Source organism: Brassicibacter thermophilus, from assembly GCF_055378355.1.
In genome coordinates, this window is sequence record NZ_AP042446.1 from 198,966 (window position 1) to 217,622 (window position 18,657).

Genomic DNA, 18,657 nt, shown 5'->3' on the forward strand with positions numbered 1-18,657 from the left:
CTAGTACTTCCTTTCTCCATTTCCAAGGTATTTTTTTATTAATTCAGGTTTTAATCTATCTAGCTCTTCAACAGGTAATATAGATAGCACATCCCAAGCTATATTTAATGTTTCTAAAATGCTTCTATTTTCATTATAATCTTGAGTTATAAATCTTGATTCAAAAACCCTGCCAAATTCCATATATTTTTTATCAACTTCTGATAAATCATCTTCCCCAATAATTTGTGACAATGCCCTTACTTCCTGCACTTTCGAGTAAGAAGCAAAAAGCTGATTTGCTACGTCTGGATGGTCTTCTCTAGTAAACCCTTTACCTATACCATCTTTCATAAGCCTAGAAAGAGATGGAAGTATGCTTATAGGAGGATATATGTTTTGTTGTTGAAGCTCCCTTGATAAAACAATTTGTCCTTCAGTAATATATCCAGTTAAATCTGGTATAGGATGGGTTATATCATCGTTTGGCATAGTTAAAATTGGAAGTAAAGTTATAGATCCTTTTTTATCTTTAAGCATTCCTGCTCGTTCATACAATGAAGCCAAATCAGAATAAAGGTATCCTGGATATCCCTTTCTACTTGGTACTTCCCCTCTAGCAGATGAAACCTCTCTTAATGCTTCACAATAGCTAGTTAAATCCGTCATTATAACTAGTATATGCATGTTTTCATTAAAAGCAAGATATTCCGCAGCAGTAAGAGCACATTTAGGTGTCGCAATTCTCTCTACTATTGGGTCATCAGCATAATTTAAATACATAACAACTTTATCTGATGTCTGAGACTCTTCAAAGCTTTTCCTGAAAAAATCCGCTTCATCATGTTTAACCCCTATAGCAGCAAAAACTACTGCAAAATCCTCATTAGTTTTAGAACTAATACGTGCTTGCTTAACTATTTGTGCAGCTAATTCATTATGCGAAAGACCGTTACCTGAAAATATAGGAAGTTTTTGTCCTCTAATAAGGGTTATAAGCCCATCTATAGACGATATTCCAGTTTGTATGTAATCTCTAGGATATTTCCTAGCAACAGGATTCATGGGCCTACCATTTATGTCTACAGGGACACCGCTAAATATTTCCCCTCCTCCATCTATTGGTTCTCCTACTCCGTTAAACGTTCTTCCTAGTATTTCCTTAGAAACAAAAATCTCTAATGGTTTGCCTGTAAAACTAACTAAACTATTATTAGTAGATAACCCAGATGTTCCTTCAAATACTTGGGCTATAACCTTATCATTATCTATTTTAATGACTTTACCTCTCTTTTCTTCTCCATTGTTTAATTTTATCTTTATTATTTCACCATAAGCTGCACCTTCTACCCCTGATAATTCTATAAGGGGACCTTCAACCCTATCGAGAATCAAATATTCTTTCTTCATATAATCACTTCCTACTAGTTCATATATTTTTGTTCTAATTCATCATAATAGTCATTTATTTTATCTTCTAAAATCTTTAAGCCTTCTAAATTATCATTAGGTATGTTGTATTTCATCTTTATTACTTCATCAAATAATTTTTCATCTTTTACTTGAGATATTGGTATACCTTTTTTTACTGCATCAAAACTTCTTTCATAGAGTAAATCTATAGTTTTAAGCATTTTATACTGTTTGTTTAGAGGAACATATGTATCTTCCTTATGAAAAGCATTTTGTTGAAGAAATCCTATTTTAATTACCCTTGATATTTCTAATATTAGCCTTTGTTCATCTGGCAATACGTCTTCTCCAACCAAAAGAACTATTTCACGAAGTTTTTTTTCTTCATGTAATAAGCTAAGCATTTTAGCCCTTAAATCTATAACATCATCAGCAATATTCTCATGATACCAAGCATCCATCATCTTAATATAGCCACTATAACTTGTAAGCCAATTTATTGCAGGATAATGTCTAGAATAAGCTAGCTCTCTGTCTAATGCTAGAAATACATTAACAAATCTCTTTGTATTTTCAGTAACTGGCTCAGAAAAATCTCCACCTGCTGGAGATACTGCACCTATGATAGTAATTGAACCTTCCTGTCCGCCTAAGGTAGATACATACCCAGCTCTTTCATAAAACTCTGCTATTCTAGATGCCAAATATGCAGGATACCCTTCTTCAGCAGGCATTTCTTCAAGTCTACCTGATATTTCTCTTAAAGCCTCAGCCCAGCGGGATGTAGAATCAGCCATAATAGCAACGTGATATCCCATATCCCTAAAATATTCAGCCATTGTAATACCTGTATATATACTAGCTTCTCTAGCTGCAACTGGCATATTAGAAGTATTAGCTATCAATATAGTTCTTTCCATTATAGGTCTGTTTGTCTTAGGGTCAATGAGCTCTGGAAAATCTTCAAGAACTTCTGTCATCTCATTACCCCTCTCACCACAGCCAACATACACTATGATATCTGCATCAGACCACTTAGCAAGTTGATGCTGAGTCATAGTTTTTCCTGTTCCAAATCCTCCAGGTATAGCAGCAGTCCCTCCCTTTGCAATAGGGAAAAAAATATCTAATATCCTCTGCCCTGTGATTAAAGGTCTATTTATAGAAATCCTTTTTTCTACAGGTCTTGGCATCCTCACAGGCCATTCCTGATACATTTTAACCTCATGAGTTATCCCTTTATTATCTTCTATTACTAAAAGTACTTCTTCTATATTGTAGCTACCACTATTCTTTACCTTTACAACTCGTCCTTCAATTCCTGGCGATATCATCAGTTTGTGAACAATAAGTGGTGTTTCTTGTACTTCTCCAAAAACATCTCCAGATTTAAGATAATCACCTTTGTTGACAATTATTTTTACTTGCCACTTTTTTTCAGTGTCAAGTGATAATAGTCCTACTCCTTCAGGAATAAAATCTCCTGCTACTTCATTTATCTTTTTTAAAGGTCTCTCTATACCATCAAACATATTACCTATCATTCCTGGACCAAGTTTTAAAGATAAGGGTTTTCCTGTAGGAATTATTTCTTCTCCTACCTTTAACCCCTCGGTTTCCTCATAAACTTGTATGGTACCATTATCTCCATCTAAAGATATAACCTCTCCTATAAGTTTTTTATCTCCAACCATAACCATATCTCTAACTTTAAAGCTCTTCATACCTTTACCTTTAATAACTGGGCCATTTATTGATATTATCGTCCCTTTAGTCACCTAAATCACCAGCCCGTTTTAAATCTTTATATAGAATTTGACCTATTATATGTTTGTTTTCAAGTATTTGCATTTTTAAAGTACAATTTATACGAAAAGTAAAATCTTCATTTATAGCTATAAAGCCTCCAATAATATCCTCATTTACACAAGCTAATTTTACCCTATCTTTAATATATCCAAGCTCTTCGATTAATTCGTATATATCATTTTCATGTCTTTCTATATCTTTTTTTGTAAGCTGTAATATTATTATTTTGTTCTTATTAAAATTAGAAAGTACTTCAGTTATTTTTTCTTTTAAATATATCTTATACTCATTTGTTTTAGTAAACAAAAGAGCATTTTCTTCTATTTCTTTTATAAATTGTTGTAGCAATTTGTTTTTTTTCGCTAATATTTTTTTCCTTCTATTTACCTTAGCTTCTGAAATCAACCTGTCTTTCTCTCGTTGAGCCATTTTAGTATACTTTTGTATTAGTGCTTTTCTTTTATCTTCAACTTCGCTTTTCGCCTTTTTCAATAATTCGTTATTTTTTTTATTTAATTCTTCTAATATTCTTTTGCATTCATGTTGCTCTTTTTCAAATACTAACTTTGAAAAGACATTTAATTTTTCCTCTACTGTTATCACACAAATCACCTCATATCTTAATCCCTAAAACCTCTCTAATGTATTTAGTAATGTAATTGCCTTTTTCTTTAAATCCATGTCTGTCTGGTATAACTATAATAAGCGGAATAGAATGTTTAAGTTTTATTTCTGTAACTTCATCTCTAACTTTTTCCATAACTTTTTCAGTAATTATAATTATCCCTATATCTTTATCACAAATAGCTTTGTTTAATTCTCTTAATATTTCTTCTCTTTCGTGAAGAACAACCCCGTCTATTCCTGCTAATCTTAACCCTAATTGAGTATCTTTATTATCACTTATTAATAAACTCCTCATATTATTCTCCTACAATCTACCTAATATCAATATAGAAACTATCAATCCATATATAGCAATTCCTTCAGCAAGTCCAACAAAGATCAATGTTTTTCCAAGTATTTTAGAATCTTCAGAAACTGCTCCTAGTGCTGAAGCTCCTACTGCACCTACAGCATATCCTGCTCCTATAGTAGCAAGCCCAGTTGATATTGCTGCAGCTATAAAGCCTAAACCAGAAGGAGATGTGGATGAATTGCCTTCTGCCATAGCAGTAACAATTTGAGGAACGAGCATAATAATAGAAAAAGCCATCAACGGTATAAAAGCAAATAGGTTAAATCTTAATATTTTTTTTAGCTTACCCTTACCAACACTATCATCTTTATATATTAAAAAAATTCCAGATCCAATAGTTAATAACACTATTAATATTGTACAAATCATTATAATTTCCATATTTATTCCTCCTAAATTATAATTTACTTATATCATAATCTCACTGGTTTAAATTCTCTACCTTCTCCTCTGTAATACTTACTGAATAATTCATAATACTCTAACCTTAATCCTTGTATAAATACTATAAGCCCTTCTAGTCCTATGATTATGATGTTTCCTACTATCAACATTACAATACTTCCTGCAAAACTGCCCATCAATTTTGCTATAGTTTCAAAAGCTATAAATAAGCCAACATGAGTCAATGCAAAGGCTCCAACCCTTATAAATGATATTGTACCGCTAAGCATGCTAAGTAAAGTTTCTAAAAGAGAAAATCCACTTTCTATATAGTAGCTTGAAGGTGATTCGCTATATAAAGGTTTCTTTTTAATAATAATGTTAGCTAAAGGTTGTTTTAATACCATTAAAACTGCTAAAATTACTAAAAGCAATATGTATATAGAATTGGGCAATATATTTATTTTTTTTATTATACTTCCAACTAATAAGAGTAAAATTAAGTAAAATGAAAGCCCTACAATTCCATTTCTCCCAAACACACCTTCTTCAATGTTTTTTCGTTTTAGCAAATTAATTATACTGAAAATATAGCTTATCAATGTCAAGATTATTCCAATCAAAACAGCACCGATTAAAACAGTATTTATGTTGTTAAAAGGTCTTATAAATAAAGCTGGTATAATATCCTCAAATCCAAAAACTGCACCATATAATACTCCGAAAACCATAGAACTAGCTCCTAATCTACTCAATATTCCAGAGAGTAAACTTTTTTTATTTTTCCTATTTAATAGTATTCCTGCTAAAAAAAGTACAAGACCTTGCCCAAAATCTCCAAACATAGCTCCAAATAAAGCCATATATGTTATGCTTAAAAATGGAGTAGGGTCTAATTCATCGTAGCAAGGCACTCCATACATGTTTACCAGATATTCAAAAGGTCGGAATATCATGTTGTTTTTTAACTTTGTTGGAGGTCTTAAAAAACTATCTATATTTTCATCTTCTTTGTACATAATGATCATTCCCTTGTATTTTCCAAGAGTGCCTTTTATCTTTCTTTTTTGAGTTTCCGGTACCCATCCTGAAAAATAGAAGAAGTTTTGAGTAAATACCATCTCCTTTTTTACTTCACCTACCCTTTGCTCCATTTTCAACTTACTATATAAATCAGTAGCTTTAACCACATTTTCATTCTTTAATTTTTCCAGTTCTCTTTCTAATTGATTTATTTCATCAACTATTTTCTTTTTCCTTAATTCCAGTTTTTTAGATATTTCAGATGGTGTTCCTGTATAACCATCTGGAATACCAATTTCATGAAAATTTAATGATCTTAATATCCTATTAGTCTCCACTTCTAAGTCCCTTGGAGAGATTATCATATATACTTCTCCTATTTCACTACTCCCTACATGAACAACTATTGCAGATATATTTTCATAATTTTTCTTAAGCTTTAGTTTTGCCTCCTTAGATAAAACACCTACTATAGTTGTAAAGTATTTCATATTCTTAAGTTTTTCTATTGGAATATTAAATTCTGACATATGACTAAAATTTTTATAAAATTTTTCTATTTTAACCAATTCTTCTTTCAATGAAGACAATTTTTCATATGGATTCACTAATTTATTAAACAAATCATTTATTTCAATAATACATTCATTAAAATCATAATGCTTATTTAGACATTTCTTATTTATTATAAATTCCTTATTGTAAATATTCTTTATAGTATTCATTTTATCCCATAGTTTCTTATAATCTCTATTCTCAGATAAAGGCTTTATAAAATTCATGTCCACAAGTTCCTTAACATTTTCTTCAGCGACATTTATAGTAAAGTGGCTTTCTTTAATTTCATTAAAAGCATTTACTATGTCAACGTTTTCCATCAAAACAATATCTCTTGTAACATTATCTACGTATTCTATTGGCCCTACTACATTCATCATAGTCATTTTTTCTATTGCCATTATCCATCACTTCCTTTTATATTTCTTACAAGGTATTTCTTTGCTTCGTTTTTATTTAATTTGTACCTTGAAGCCTCAATAATGGAAACAATATCTCTTATTTCGTATTCGAGGAGATGAATATAAGTTATAGATTGTATAATATCCATCTTTCCCTTTTTATAAAATCTTAAAAGCTCATAATATAGATATCTTTTTATTCGCCGTTCCATAAATAAATCTATAGTATCTTTATTATCAAATAAAAATGCATATCTTGTTTTAAGTATTTTTTCAATAAACTCATTTTCATCTCTAGAATAACATATATCCTTAATTTTCCTATAATTTAAATCATATCCACCTTCAAGAGTATAATTGATAATCTCTTCAGGCGAAAGAAAATAATATTTTAACCCTCTATACATCCATTCTATGTTTAATAAATCAATATTCTTACCCAGTATCTCTATTATAAATTTTTTATCATTTTTCTCTAGCTTTTGAATTTGATTATATAGTAAATTAAAATATAGTCTATCTAAGCTCATTTCCATATAAAATATAAGTTTATCTTTATCATCATTTAAAAACGGTCGTAAAGCTTGATAATAAGGAGTACCTTTAAGGTTTTCAACAAGCTCATCTATAGTTTTTGACTGTGATAATTGATTTTCATCAATATTTTGACATTTCTTAATATATAAAGTTTGCTTAGCAATTAAATTTAATTCCTCATTTCTTATCAATGCCCTAATATAGAGCTTTATATCTTCTATAACATATCGGGTCAATATAGTCTTGTAAAGCTTTTTATACTCACCTTCAAAATAATGAAGTAGTTTTTCCAAAATTAATATCATATATTTATTTAATGTTAGTTCTAAATCATCCCTATGAATAACACTTACATCTACACCTTTTAAAACTTCATTATAGGAAGTATATTCTTTTAAATATTGGCCAACTCCAGTAACAGAACCTTGTTTTAATAAATTTACGTAATCTTCATTTGTAAGCATATTTCCTTTTAAGGCTTTTATCTTTGTATTTACAGCAGCAAAACGTTTTACATTTCCCATCTAATCCAGCTCCCTAGAAAGCTTATACCTATAATATTTTTTTAAACACTTTTTCTGCTAGTCTTGAACTATGCCTTTTATAAATTTCTTCAATTCTTTTGTATTCCTCATCTGCCTTATGATTAATACTTTCAACTTCTTTTTGTGCACTTTCTAATATAACTCTGTATTTTTCTTCAGCTTCTTCCTTAGCTTCTTTCATTCCTTCTTCTTTAATTATCTTAATCTTCTCAGCAATCCGGATTTTTTCTTCTTTTACTTTATTATCTGTTTTTTTCTTCATCTCTAACGTCAAATTGTCAATTTCAATAATCTTGTTTATAATGTCTTCCACATAACTCACCCGCTTTCTTACATAAGAAATACATATATATAAATATTAGGCGCTTTTTTTATTATTCCTACAAATATATAAAATATTTACATTTATATTTGTTTGAGGAAATTGCATAATTGTTCTATTAAAAAATGGAGAGACAAAAGTCTCCCCATTTTTTAATAATTATTTTTTTGCAATAACTTCTATTTCTACTAATGCATCCTTTGGAAGTCTCGCTACTTGTACACAAGATCTAGCTGGATAATCGCCTTCAAAATAGCTTTGGTAAACTTCATTAATCTTTCCAAAGTGATTCATATCTGCAATGAAAATCACTGTTTTTACTACATTACTTAAATCCATACCTGCTGCCTTTAAAATATTCTTTACATTTTCCATAGATTGTTTTGCTTGAGCTGCAGGGTCATCTTGTGGCATTTCGCCAGTTTCAGGATTTATAGGTAATTGTCCTGAAGTAAATACAAAACCATCAATTTCAATAGCTTGTGAGTATGCACCTATAGCCTTTGGTGCAGCATCAGTACTTATAACTTTTTTTGTCATAATAACCTCTCCCTTCAGTTTTTATGTCATATTGTATATAAGTAAAAAAAGTTATATTTATCTCGCCTTGGAAAATAGGCTTTTTTTGTTTAAAGTTTATTTTCCTATATACTTATATATTTATTCTTTATAAAAATACAAAATCCTTCAAATGTTAAAAAATAATTCTTACATTAACATTCCTTTTTTTAAAGCTTTTATGTTGACTTCTAAAATCTTATCAGGAAGAATATCTCTTAATACTCTTTCCCAATCTATTTCTTCTAATTTCAAAGTTTTTATAAGCACTCCCAACATAACAATGTTTTGAGCTCTTGGTTCCCCTAGTTTTTTAGCTACAGAATAAGTATCAACTATTTTTATGTTTTCAACCTCGTCTTCTAGTTTTTGTAAAATTCCACTTGGGTATTTCTCTTTGCCAATCAAAACTGATAATGGATGTATTTCAACATCATTAACTAAAAGTATACCGCCTTTCTTTAAATTAGATATCCATCTTGCTGCCTCTAGTTTTTCAAATGCAACCATCACATCTGCCTCACCTTTTCCTATGCAAGGTGAATACACTTTTTCTCCAAATTTAATCTGAGTAGTTACACTACCACCTCTTTGTGCCATACCATGAATTTCTGACATCTTCACATCATAACCTGCATCTATAAGTCCCTGGGAAAGTACCTTTGATACAAGTATAGTTCCTTGTCCACCTACACCTACTAATAGTAAATTTTTATTCATTTAACTCACCTACCTTTTTAATTGCATCAAATTTGCATACCTGCTTACATATAGTACAACCATTACATGAAACGCTGTCTATTACAACTTTACCTTCCCTTATTGAAATAGCAGGACAACCTATTTTGGTGCAAGCCTTACAATTCTTACATTTATCATAATCTATTTCACAATAAATATTTGCTCTTTTCTTTTGAACTTCCTTTATCAATGCACAGGGCTGCTTAGTGATGATGACAAAAGGATCATTAGCTTCATACGCATCCTTTACAGCTTTTTGTGTTTCTTTTAAATTGTATGGATCAACAACCCTTATATTTTCTTCTTTTATACCTACAGCTTTGACTATAGCTTCAATGTCAACTATCTGAGCAGGTTCTCCCATTAATGTTTTACCAGTGCCTGGATTTTCTTGATGGCCTGTCATGGCAGTTATCCTATTATCAAGTATTACAACAACTATAGGACTTTTGTTATATACTGCGTCTATTAGACCAGTTATGCCTGAATGGAAGAAAGTAGAATCTCCAACAAAACCAAATATTTTATCCTTTCTTCCCCCTTGCCTTGCTGCTCTTTCAAATCCAATACCAGCTGATATACCTGCTCCCATACATATACAAGTATCTCCTACATTTAATGGAGGCATCATACCAAGAGTATAGCATCCTATGTCTGTAGTAGAAATCACATCTTTATACTTGCTAACTGCATAAAATATTCCTCTATGAGGACATCCAGCACACAAAGCAGGAGGTCTTGCTGGTATCTGTAAGTCTATATTATATGATTTGTTATTATTAGTTGGTAAGAGTTTCTCTCTTATAATTTCAGGAGTTAATTCTCCACAAATTGGAATAAAATCCTTGCCTATACATTCTATACCCATAGCTTTAACGAAATTTTCAATATAAGGTTCATTTTCTTCTATAATGTATAGCTTATCTACACTTAAAGCAAACTTTCTTATCATTTCATCAGGAAGAGGGTAGCTAAAGCCTATTTTAAGATAAGAAGCACTATCTCCAAAAACTTCTTTAGCATGAAGATAAGATATACCACTAGTTATAATACCTATCTTCTTATCTCCCCATTGTATCCTGTTTAATGGGCAATTATTAGAATACCTCTTTAAATTTTTTAATCTAACTTCTTCCATCTCTACATGCTTTCTTTTAGAGTTGGCAGGAACCATAATATATTTTTGAGTATTTTTCTCATATTTTTTAACTCCCACTTCTTCTCTTTCATTAAATTCTACCAATCCCTTGCTATGACATACTCTCGTGGTAATTCTAAATAGTACAGGGGTATCAAATTTTTCGCTTATTTCATATGCATACTTCATAAAATCTTTACATTCTTGGCTATCTGACGGCTCTACCAAGGCCACCTTTGCATGTTGAGCATATAGTCTGTTGTCCTGTTCATTTTGGGAACTGTGCATACCTGGTTCATCAGCAGTAACAATAACTAGCCCTCCGTTTACCCCTTCATATGCAATAGTAAACAGCGGATCTGCCGCAACATTCAAACCAACATGTTTCATAGCTACTAGTGCTCTTGCTCCTCCAATAGCTGCTCCACTAGCAATCTCTAATGCAACTTTTTCATTAGTAGCCCACTCAGAATATATTTCTTTATATTTAGCAACATTTTCTAATATCTCTGTACTTGGAGTCCCTGGGTAAGCAGCCGCTACCAAGCACCCTGCCTCATAAGCTCCTCTAGCTACAGCTTCATTACCTGTCAAAAGCTTCTTCATACACTTACCTCCTATCTTAACCGTGACATAAATAGATCTCTGCCACGGTAATCTTTTTTATCTTAATGTAGATATTCAATACTATTTTAAAAAAACCCTTCTATACCTGTGAAAATGTTTTCATTATGACAAAAATTTAATTTTTTAATACAAGATAAAGCAACATTTAAGTCTTTAATAATGTCGTCCATATCTTCAAGGCCTACTGAATTTCTGATCAAAACAAATAGAAAGGCGTGATTACATTCCCCTCACAAAGACGTGGATAAATAACTTAGAAAAAAGAAAGAGTTGTTTCATAACTTATAAATAAGCTAAAAACAACCCTTTTTTTAATAAAATTTATCGTTTTTATTAATATAAACATTTAAAGCTTTAATTGCTTTATATGCTACAAATATAATTGCTATATAAGTCATACATTGAAGTATAGGTATCAACATTCCTATTATTGCAAAAGGCATAATTATATTTCTCCTCCTTTTAACATGAATTTGTCCTAAGCTTTTTTCTGCTTAATTTTATTCTAGTGTTTATATGTATAATTTTATCATATATGTTATTATTTTAGTATAAAATATAATTATTTTATTATTCAATTTCCTATTTTGTAATAATACATAGATTGGAGTGATATACATGTTTGACAGAGCTACAGGTGTGGCAGTAATAAAAAATAATAAAGTTTTATTAGGATTAAGAACAGACGGTCAAGGTTGGTCTCTAGCTGGAGGTAAAATGGAAGAAAGCGAAAGTGTAGAACAATGTGCTAAACGAGAGCTTTTTGAAGAGTTTAATCTTACAGCAAATAAACTTGAATATATTGGTCAAGTATCATCTCAAGCAATAATAAGAGGAGTAACCTGTCAAGTCAAACCTCATATTTTCATATGCAATGAATTTAGTGGAGAAATAAAACTAAGATTAGAAGAAATGATAGAGTACAAATGGTTTGATTTGTCAGAGGTTAAAAATATAGAAAATATCTTCCCTCCAAGTAAAGAAGCATTAAAATTAATAACTAAAAAGAGTACCCTTTAGGATACTCCTTTTAGTTTATCTGTATTCTATTTGATCTGGATTTACCTTTTTCTTTCTTAGGAAGGGATATAGTTAATAACCCATTTTTAAATCCAGCTGTAACTTTGTCAGCATCTACATTATCTACATAAAAACTTCTAGACATTGAACCATATCTTCTTTCACGTCTTATATAATTTTGTCTCTCATCTCTAATTTCTTCATTTCTTTCAACTGATATTGTAAGTCTATCATCATTTAATTCAACATTTATATCATCTTTATTTACCCCAGGAAGTTCTGCTTCTACAATATATTCTTTTTCGTTTTCTTTTACATCTACTTTAAATTGATTCATATTCATATAAGTAGCGGGGAAAAACGAGTCATTAAAAAATGATTCGAAGAATTTTGATGGATTAAACATATCCCTCATGCTCTTTTCAATATTTCTTTGCCATCTGTCATAAGGAGTCAAATCAAACATAAAGAACACCTCCAAAATTTTTTATTTTTATTAATATTATTTGATTAAAATATAGAAATTATTATTTGACTTTGACTATCTTTGACCTTTGTCTATATTATATCACCAAATCATTTTAATACAAACATTGACTTTGACTTTCTTTGACTTTTATTGTTAATTAATTGTATTTAATATTAATTATCTATTAATTTCTCAATATATCTTTTTTTTTCTAATTATCACTTCTAATCTAAATTGATTATACTTTCATTTGTTCTTCTTATACATTTCCCCGGGAAATATTTCTATAATCGACATATTATGAATTAAAGCACTTTATTTACATTAAACAAAGAATTTAAAACTAACCAATTTTGAGGAAAATATCGTCCAATAGTCCAATAGCTTACACCTTCTAAATCATACTCATTTGCTAATTTAAGTTTAGCGTCTATACTTCTTGCATCCTCAAACCATACTACATGTCTTCTTCCCATCTCATCATAATAGTAATAAAAAGGAGATTGTGATGTTTCATCATATTGAATAATAGTACCTACTGCAGCAACTAAGTCTACTGCACCTGTATTAGATATTGTTGAAGCCCTAGTTCCAGCTTGATAAGGCAAAACCCAGTTATATCCATAATTAGGTATCCCCATGAGTATTTTATCTCTTGGAATAGCTGTAACTGCATATTTTAATACTTTCTCTACTTCATTAATTGGAGCGACTGCCATTGGAGGGCCAAATGTATACCCCCATTCATAAGTCATCAATATTACATGGTCGGCTATTTCTCCATGAACTGGATAATCATGTGCCTCATACAGTAATCCTTGTTGGTCTCCTGAAATCTTAGGAGCTAAGGAAGTTATCAATGCATATCCTAAAGGGTCTAACCTCACATTAAGCTTCCTCAAAAAATTATTGTAATCCTCTCTATTTTCAGGGTATATATATTCGAAATCAACATCTACTCCATAATAATTTTTCTCTTCAAGTGTTGTAATTATATTATTTATTAAATTTGCCTGTACTTCTTCATCTGTCAATATAGTTCTAGCTAAATCACTGCTAAAACCGCCTCCAGATTCAAGATTAGTTATTACCATTACAGGAGCAACTCCTGCTTCCCTAACAATTTCAATAAGAGATTTGTCATTTATTGAATTTAAAGAACCATCTTCTCTTACTTCATAACTAAATATACTTAAATAAGTTAAATAAAGTAATGTTTTTCTTAAAACCTCCATGTTTATATTAGGAAAGGCATAACCATTTACATCTATGTTCCCTAGTTTCTGAGTTACATTAGGAACTAGTATTATCTGCCCTGGATAAATTAGCATTGGATTTGTTATTTGGGGATTTGCTCTTAGTATAATGTCCACACTTACACCATAATTTTGTGCTATAGAATATATACTCTCTCCCGGTATAACCACATGGCGTATAGTACCACCCAGTATAACTAAAGTCTGCCCTATAACTAAACGGTCTGGGTTAGTTAACTCATTATCTGCTATTATTTTATTCGGCATAACTCCATATTGTCTCGAAATGGAATATATATTTTCTCCTGGTTTAACCACGTGAATAATCACACTAATCACACCTTTCAATTTCTTGGTAGTTTAATATATGTAATTTAATATCTTTTGGTTCACTATATCCATTGCAAACTAATTTTTAATTTTAAATGTAATATAATTAAAAGCTTAAAATTGAAATACTATATATAAAGCATAGAAACGTAAAGATTGAAATTTAGCCTATTTTCATATACACTTAAGATGTAAATATCTTTTAGGTGTAATAATATATTAAACAAGGTGATTATAAATGGAAGATAAATTTGACTTATTAAATATTAATGAAAATGATCTGCTAAAAAATATACTTGACATGCTATAATATCATAAGTGCAACCCCGTTATATAAAGAAGGTAAATTAATCGGAGGATTAAGCCTTGACAGAGATATATCTGAACTTATTGAAACAGCAGAATCCCTTAAAAAAAATTATAGTAATTTACAATTATTTGAACAAGAAATAACTAAGATGAATAAAATAAAAAACTCTTTTTCACAAATACTAGGGGATAATAAAACATTTAGAGATATGATAAATTTAGCTAAAGGAATTTCTAAATCCAATGTTAGCGTAGTCATATTGGGAGAAAGTGGTACAGGTAAAGAATTATTTGCAAGAGCAATACACACAGAAAGTGAAAGAGAAGGATATTTTGTTCCAATTAACTGCAGTGCTATCCCAAGTGAATTAATTGAAAGCGAATTTTTTGGTTATGAAGCCGGTGCATTTACAGGAGCATTAAAAACAGGTAAAATGGGTAAAATTGAATTTGCCCACAAAGGAACTATTTTTTTAGATGAAGTAGGAGATATGCCATTAAACCTTCAAGCTAAACTTTTAAGAGCATTAGAAGATAGAGTAATTACTAGAGTTGGTAGCCAAAATTCTATAAAAGTAGATGTAAGAGTAATATCAGCATCAAATAAAGATTTAGCTGATATGGTTAAAAAAGGATCCTTTAGAAAAGATTTATATTATAGATTAAACACTGTACAAATTAAAATTCCTCCACTCAGAGAAAGGAAAGATGATATCCCTATTCTTGTGAATAAATTTGCAGAGGATTTCTGTACTCAATATCATACTAATATGATAAATATTCCATCGGATATAATGAATATACTCATAAATTATCGGTGGGAAGGAAATGTAAGAGAACTAAAAAATGTCATAGAAAGAGCTGTTGTTTTAGCTAAAAATCAACACTCTAATGTAATTAAACTTGAATACTTGCCTGAAGATATCATTAACAATATATATGATAAAAAAATATCTGTTAAAAATGATTGTCAATATGATTTAAATAAAGCAATAGCAAATACTGAAAAGGAACTAATAATTAAAGTTATGAATTTAACTAATAATAATAAAACTAAAGCTGCAAAATTGTTAAATATACCTAGAAGTACCCTACATTTTAAAATCAAAAAATATAACTTAAATTTTTGATTTTTACTTATTGACAAAATTGCATAATTGCTATAGAAAAGTCAATTAATTGACATTGTCGTCAATTAATTGACTGTATTTTTGTCTCGATAAGTATATGACTATATATTGCAATTTATATAGAAATTCAAATTTTAAATTTGTACCTATATATTTTTTCTATATAATAAGTAATTAAAAAGTGTCAAAATAATGTCTTGTAAGTATTTGTATGCTGTATGAAAACCTTTTTATTTAGTTGAAAAATTAATAATTTGTTTATTACTTATACTTGGCATATTTCTTGCTTTAGTTAAATTTGATAAATCAGAATAAATAAAATTATATAAAGGAGCTTGAAAAATGAAAAAATCTAATGAAGCAATAACTACTAAAAAATACATTCCGTATTTAGACACTCTAGCACTTATAACAATATTAACTCTGTTTTTCGGTTTATTAGGCAGCAAAATGGGAATAGGAAATATGTTCTCTTCTTTAATGGAAACAGCTTATAAACTCCTATTAGAAACAGTACTATATATCATGGCCATTGCAGTATTAGCAGGTTCAATTAGTAAGCTTTTTATGGAATTCGGAGTTGTTAATATATTAAATAAAATATTTTCACCATTAATGAGACCTTTATATAATATGCCAGGAGTTGCTTTTTTAGGTATTATTACAACGTATTTATCAGATAATCCAGCTATCATAGCACTTGCTGAAGATAAAGAGTACCTAAAATATTATGAAGAGTATGAAATCCCATGTTTGTGTAACTTAGGCACATCTTTTGGAATGGGATTTATAGTGACTACTTTTATGATTGGATTAAAAGGAACAGGTTTCTTTAAAGCAGCTTTAGTAGGAAATTTAGCTGCTGTCATAGGAAGTATAGTAAGTGTAAGACTTATGCAAATTAGAGTTAAAAAATCTATGAATATTCAAGTAAAAAACGTAAATAAAAAAATCGATAAAAAAGCAGATTTAAGTGATTCTTTTATATCCAGAAATAATGGAAGTTTTTTTGAAAGATTTTTAACTGCATTGCTTGATGGAGGAAAATTTGGAGTTGATGTAGGATTAAGTATAATCCCTGGAGTTCTTATTATATGTACAATAGTTATGATGTTAACTTTCGGTCCAGCAGACCCATCAGTAGGATATCAAGGAAAAGCATTTGAAGGAGTAGCAGTCCTGCCATATATTGGCGAAAAATTATCTTTTATATTAAAACCTTTATTTGGATTTCATAGTCCAGAAGCAATAGCATTTCCTATAACTGCTTTAGGTGCAGTAGGGTCAGCTCTTAGCCTTGTTCCAAAATTTCTGGAAGAAGGACTTATTGGAGCTAATGAAATAGCAGTCTTTACTGCAATGGGAATGTGCTGGAGTGGATATTTAAGTACTCATGTAGCTATGATGGATATTTTAGGTTATAGAAAATTCACTAGTAAAGCAATAGGAAGTCACGCTATAGGCGGCTTAGTAGCTGGAATAGTTGCTCATTTAATTATGTTATTGATAAGTTAAGAAATTTATATGATTCTTTAATTTAACATAAAAATTTTGCAATTTCATTAACTATAAAAATAAACAGGTTTTAAAAATCAAAATAAGTTTACGGAAAGTCAACTTTCATCACGACTTATTTAAATATTACCTTAACAACGTATTTAAATACCATAATATGAAAAGTTGACTTTCCAAGAGATAATAATTAAAGTGTTAATTTTAGATACCTATACAATTTACAATACTTTACTTAAAAACTCTTTTGTTCTCTTATTTTTAGGATTTGAAAAAATTTCTTTTGGTGTTCCTTCTTCTACAATAATACCATCATCAATAAATATTACTCTATCAGCAACCTCTCTAACAAATCCCATCTCATGACTAACTATAATCATCGTCATTCCCTCATAAGCTAGTTTCTTCATTACATCTAACACTTCTCCTACCATCTCAGGGTCCAATGCTGAAGTTGGTTCATCAAAAAGAATGACATCAGGCTCCATACATAATGCTCTAGCAATAGCTATCCTTTGTTTTTGCCCTCCAGAAAGCTGAGTTGGATAAACATATGCCTTATCCTTAAGCCCAATTCTATCTAGAAACTTAAAAGCCAATATTTCAGCTTCATCTTTTGGTAAGTTTTTTGCTTTTCTAGGAGCTAACGTAATATTATCTAAAACATTCATATTAGAAAATAAATTAAATTGTTGAAATACCATGCCCATTTTTTGTCTAAGACTGTTTATATCTGTTTTGCTATCCGTTATGGATATACCTTCAAAAATTATCTCTCCCTTATCCGGCTTTTCAAGAAGGTTTAGGCATCTTAATAAAGTACTTTTTCCAGATCCACTAGGACCTATTATTACTACTACTTCTCCTTTATTTATGTGTAAATCAATACCTTTAATAATTTCTAAATCATTAAAACTTTTAAATAATCCTTTTACTTTAATCAACTGTTTTAAACTTCCTTTCTGTATAATTAACTAATTGAGAAATACAAAATGTCAATATAAGGTATATGACTGCTGCCCCAGTAAGAAATTCTGCATATTGGTAATACTTTGCACCCATAATTCTAGCTGAGTTCATCAGTTCTCTTGCTCCTATAGCAGAAACAAGGGATGTATCTTTAAGTAATACAATAAGTTCATTTCCTAAAGCAGGTATAATGGTACGAAATCCTTGTGGCAGTATTACATATCTCATAGCTTGACCATGTGTCAATCCTAAAGATCGTGCAGCCTCCATTTGACCTTTGTCTACTGATTGAATACCTGCTCTTACTATTTCAGCTACATATGCCCCACTATTAATTCCTATACCAGCTATTCCAGCCATAACTGGATCAAAAAATACAACATTTCCTGTTAATATTTTATAAATTTGAGGTATACCTATATAAACAAATATTATCTGAAGCAACATTGGAGTTCCTCTAATAATCCACAGATAAAATCCAGAAATTGCTCTTAGTATTTTATTGTGTGATATTCTAAAAAGTCCAAATATAGTCCCTAGTACTATTCCTATAAAAGTAGCACCAATTGTCATTTCCAATGTTACTAATGTTCCAGTAAGTAAAAACCCCTTGTACTGCCATACTCTTAAGAACCCGTTCAAATGTAT

The 18,657-nt window shown here is 30.1% G+C and carries 20 protein-coding genes; 3 read left to right on the top strand and 17 right to left on the bottom strand.

All coding sequences use genetic code 11. The features are described 5' to 3' along the window. The 13 genes from ACZ41D_RS00985 to ACZ41D_RS01045 all read right to left on the bottom strand — a co-directional run bounded on the left by ACZ41D_RS00985 (window position 1) and on the right by ACZ41D_RS01045 (window position 11,457). On the bottom strand, window positions 1–1,389 hold the full coding sequence (locus ACZ41D_RS00985) for a V-type ATP synthase subunit B (protein WP_464152072.1): 1,389 nt from the start codon (window positions 1,387–1,389) through the stop codon (window positions 1–3). A gap of 14 nt (window positions 1,390–1,403) precedes the next feature. After that, a complete protein-coding gene (locus ACZ41D_RS00990) occupies window positions 1,404–3,170 on the bottom strand; it encodes a V-type ATP synthase subunit A (protein ID WP_464152073.1) in 1,767 nt (588 codons plus the stop codon). Beyond that, a complete protein-coding gene (locus ACZ41D_RS00995; protein ID WP_464152074.1) occupies window positions 3,163–3,804 on the bottom strand; it encodes a V-type ATP synthase subunit E in 642 nt (213 codons plus the stop codon). Before ACZ41D_RS00995 ends, ACZ41D_RS00990 begins: the two co-directional genes overlap by 8 nt. 10 nt (window positions 3,805–3,814) lie before the next feature. Further along, window positions 3,815–4,123 (bottom strand): V-type ATP synthase subunit F, encoded by a 309-nt coding sequence (locus tag ACZ41D_RS01000; protein ID WP_464152075.1) that lies wholly within the window; start codon window positions 4,121–4,123, stop codon window positions 3,815–3,817. A gap of 9 nt (window positions 4,124–4,132) precedes the next feature. Continuing rightward, window positions 4,133–4,561, bottom strand: coding sequence for an ATP synthase subunit C (locus ACZ41D_RS01005; protein WP_464152076.1), 429 nt, complete (start codon window positions 4,559–4,561; stop codon window positions 4,133–4,135). 32 nt (window positions 4,562–4,593) lie between these two features. Further along, window positions 4,594–6,546 carry a V-type ATP synthase subunit I gene (locus ACZ41D_RS01010; RefSeq protein ID WP_464152077.1) on the bottom strand — a complete coding sequence of 651 codons (1,953 nt, stop codon included), beginning with the start codon at window positions 6,544–6,546 and terminating at the stop codon, window positions 4,594–4,596. Continuing rightward, the gene (locus tag ACZ41D_RS01015) at window positions 6,546–7,607 is read right to left on the bottom strand and encodes a V-type ATPase subunit (protein WP_464152078.1); all 1,062 of its coding nucleotides are present in this window, start codon (window positions 7,605–7,607) and stop codon (window positions 6,546–6,548) included. Before ACZ41D_RS01015 ends, ACZ41D_RS01010 begins: the two co-directional genes overlap by 1 nt. Window positions 7,608–7,635: 28 nt before the next feature. Then, window positions 7,636–7,941, bottom strand: coding sequence for a hypothetical protein (locus tag ACZ41D_RS01020; RefSeq protein ID WP_464152079.1), 306 nt, complete (start codon window positions 7,939–7,941; stop codon window positions 7,636–7,638). A gap of 168 nt (window positions 7,942–8,109) precedes the next feature. Next, window positions 8,110–8,490 carry a RidA family protein gene (locus tag ACZ41D_RS01025; protein WP_464152080.1) on the bottom strand — a complete coding sequence of 127 codons (381 nt, stop codon included), beginning with the start codon at window positions 8,488–8,490 and terminating at the stop codon, window positions 8,110–8,112. Window positions 8,491–8,658: 168 nt separating this feature from the next. Next, entirely contained in the window at window positions 8,659–9,228 is a 570-nt protein-coding gene (locus ACZ41D_RS01030) for an indolepyruvate oxidoreductase subunit beta (RefSeq protein WP_464152081.1), read from the bottom strand. Next, a complete protein-coding gene (iorA, locus tag ACZ41D_RS01035) occupies window positions 9,221–10,993 on the bottom strand; it encodes an indolepyruvate ferredoxin oxidoreductase subunit alpha (protein WP_464152082.1) in 1,773 nt (590 codons plus the stop codon). The genes ACZ41D_RS01030 and iorA overlap by 8 nt, the downstream gene beginning before the upstream one ends. 86 nt (window positions 10,994–11,079) lie before the next feature. Next, complete coding sequence (locus tag ACZ41D_RS01040; RefSeq protein ID WP_464152083.1) at window positions 11,080–11,214, bottom strand: hypothetical protein; 135 nt, start codon at window positions 11,212–11,214, stop codon at window positions 11,080–11,082. Between the two features lie 111 nt (window positions 11,215–11,325). Then, window positions 11,326–11,457, bottom strand: coding sequence for a hypothetical protein (locus tag ACZ41D_RS01045; RefSeq protein WP_464152084.1), 132 nt, complete (start codon window positions 11,455–11,457; stop codon window positions 11,326–11,328). Between the two features lie 175 nt (window positions 11,458–11,632). Between ACZ41D_RS01045 and ACZ41D_RS01050 the strand changes: the two genes are divergently transcribed. Beyond that, window positions 11,633–12,034, top strand: coding sequence for an NUDIX domain-containing protein (locus tag ACZ41D_RS01050; RefSeq protein WP_464152085.1), 402 nt, complete (start codon window positions 11,633–11,635; stop codon window positions 12,032–12,034). A 10-nt stretch (window positions 12,035–12,044) separates the two neighbouring features. Here ACZ41D_RS01050 and ACZ41D_RS01055 read toward each other — a convergent pair whose 3' ends face one another. Both ACZ41D_RS01055 and ACZ41D_RS01060 read right to left on the bottom strand, forming a co-directional pair. Further along, window positions 12,045–12,500 (bottom strand): Hsp20/alpha crystallin family protein, encoded by a 456-nt coding sequence (locus tag ACZ41D_RS01055; protein WP_464152086.1) that lies wholly within the window; start codon window positions 12,498–12,500, stop codon window positions 12,045–12,047. A gap of 308 nt (window positions 12,501–12,808) precedes the next feature. Further along, a complete protein-coding gene (locus ACZ41D_RS01060) occupies window positions 12,809–14,089 on the bottom strand; it encodes a LysM peptidoglycan-binding domain-containing protein (RefSeq protein WP_464152087.1) in 1,281 nt (426 codons plus the stop codon). A gap of 296 nt (window positions 14,090–14,385) precedes the next feature. Between ACZ41D_RS01060 and ACZ41D_RS01065 the strand changes: the two genes are divergently transcribed. Next, window positions 14,386–15,528 (top strand): sigma-54 interaction domain-containing protein, encoded by a 1,143-nt coding sequence (locus ACZ41D_RS01065; protein ID WP_464152088.1) that lies wholly within the window; start codon window positions 14,386–14,388, stop codon window positions 15,526–15,528. A gap of 342 nt (window positions 15,529–15,870) precedes the next feature. After that, a complete protein-coding gene (locus ACZ41D_RS01070) occupies window positions 15,871–17,043 on the top strand; it encodes a CD0519/CD1768 family membrane protein (protein ID WP_464152089.1) in 1,173 nt (390 codons plus the stop codon). Between the two features lie 218 nt (window positions 17,044–17,261). Here ACZ41D_RS01070 and ACZ41D_RS01075 read toward each other — a convergent pair whose 3' ends face one another. Then, window positions 17,262–17,984: an amino acid ABC transporter ATP-binding protein gene (locus ACZ41D_RS01075; protein WP_464152090.1), complete on the bottom strand. Its 723-nt coding sequence runs from the start codon at window positions 17,982–17,984 to the stop codon at window positions 17,262–17,264. Then, the gene (locus ACZ41D_RS01080) at window positions 17,977–18,651 is read right to left on the bottom strand and encodes an amino acid ABC transporter permease (protein WP_464152091.1); all 675 of its coding nucleotides are present in this window, start codon (window positions 18,649–18,651) and stop codon (window positions 17,977–17,979) included. The genes ACZ41D_RS01075 and ACZ41D_RS01080 overlap by 8 nt, the downstream gene beginning before the upstream one ends. Window positions 18,652–18,657 lie beyond the last annotated feature (6 nt).

Coding starts and splice junctions, on each gene's coding strand:
- ACZ41D_RS00985 (WP_464152072.1), bottom strand. CDS start 1,389: ATGAAGAAAGAATATTTGATTCTCGATAGGGTTGAAGGTCCCCTTATA.
- ACZ41D_RS01000 (WP_464152075.1), bottom strand. CDS start 4,123: ATGAGGAGTTTATTAATAAGTGATAATAAAGATACTCAATTAGGGTTA.
- ACZ41D_RS01005 (WP_464152076.1), bottom strand. CDS start 4,561: ATGGAAATTATAATGATTTGTACAATATTAATAGTGTTATTAACTATT.
- ACZ41D_RS01010 (WP_464152077.1), bottom strand. CDS start 6,546: ATGGCAATAGAAAAAATGACTATGATGAATGTAGTAGGGCCAATAGAA.
- ACZ41D_RS01015 (WP_464152078.1), bottom strand. CDS start 7,607: ATGGGAAATGTAAAACGTTTTGCTGCTGTAAATACAAAGATAAAAGCC.
- ACZ41D_RS01025 (WP_464152080.1), bottom strand. CDS start 8,490: ATGACAAAAAAAGTTATAAGTACTGATGCTGCACCAAAGGCTATAGGT.
- ACZ41D_RS01030 (WP_464152081.1), bottom strand. CDS start 9,228: ATGAATAAAAATTTACTATTAGTAGGTGTAGGTGGACAAGGAACTATA.
- iorA (WP_464152082.1), bottom strand. CDS start 10,993: ATGAAGAAGCTTTTGACAGGTAATGAAGCTGTAGCTAGAGGAGCTTAT.
- ACZ41D_RS01045 (WP_464152084.1), bottom strand. CDS start 11,457: ATGCCTTTTGCAATAATAGGAATGTTGATACCTATACTTCAATGTATG.
- ACZ41D_RS01050 (WP_464152085.1), top strand. CDS start 11,633: ATGTTTGACAGAGCTACAGGTGTGGCAGTAATAAAAAATAATAAAGTT.
- ACZ41D_RS01055 (WP_464152086.1), bottom strand. CDS start 12,500: ATGTTTGATTTGACTCCTTATGACAGATGGCAAAGAAATATTGAAAAG.
- ACZ41D_RS01070 (WP_464152089.1), top strand. CDS start 15,871: ATGAAAAAATCTAATGAAGCAATAACTACTAAAAAATACATTCCGTAT.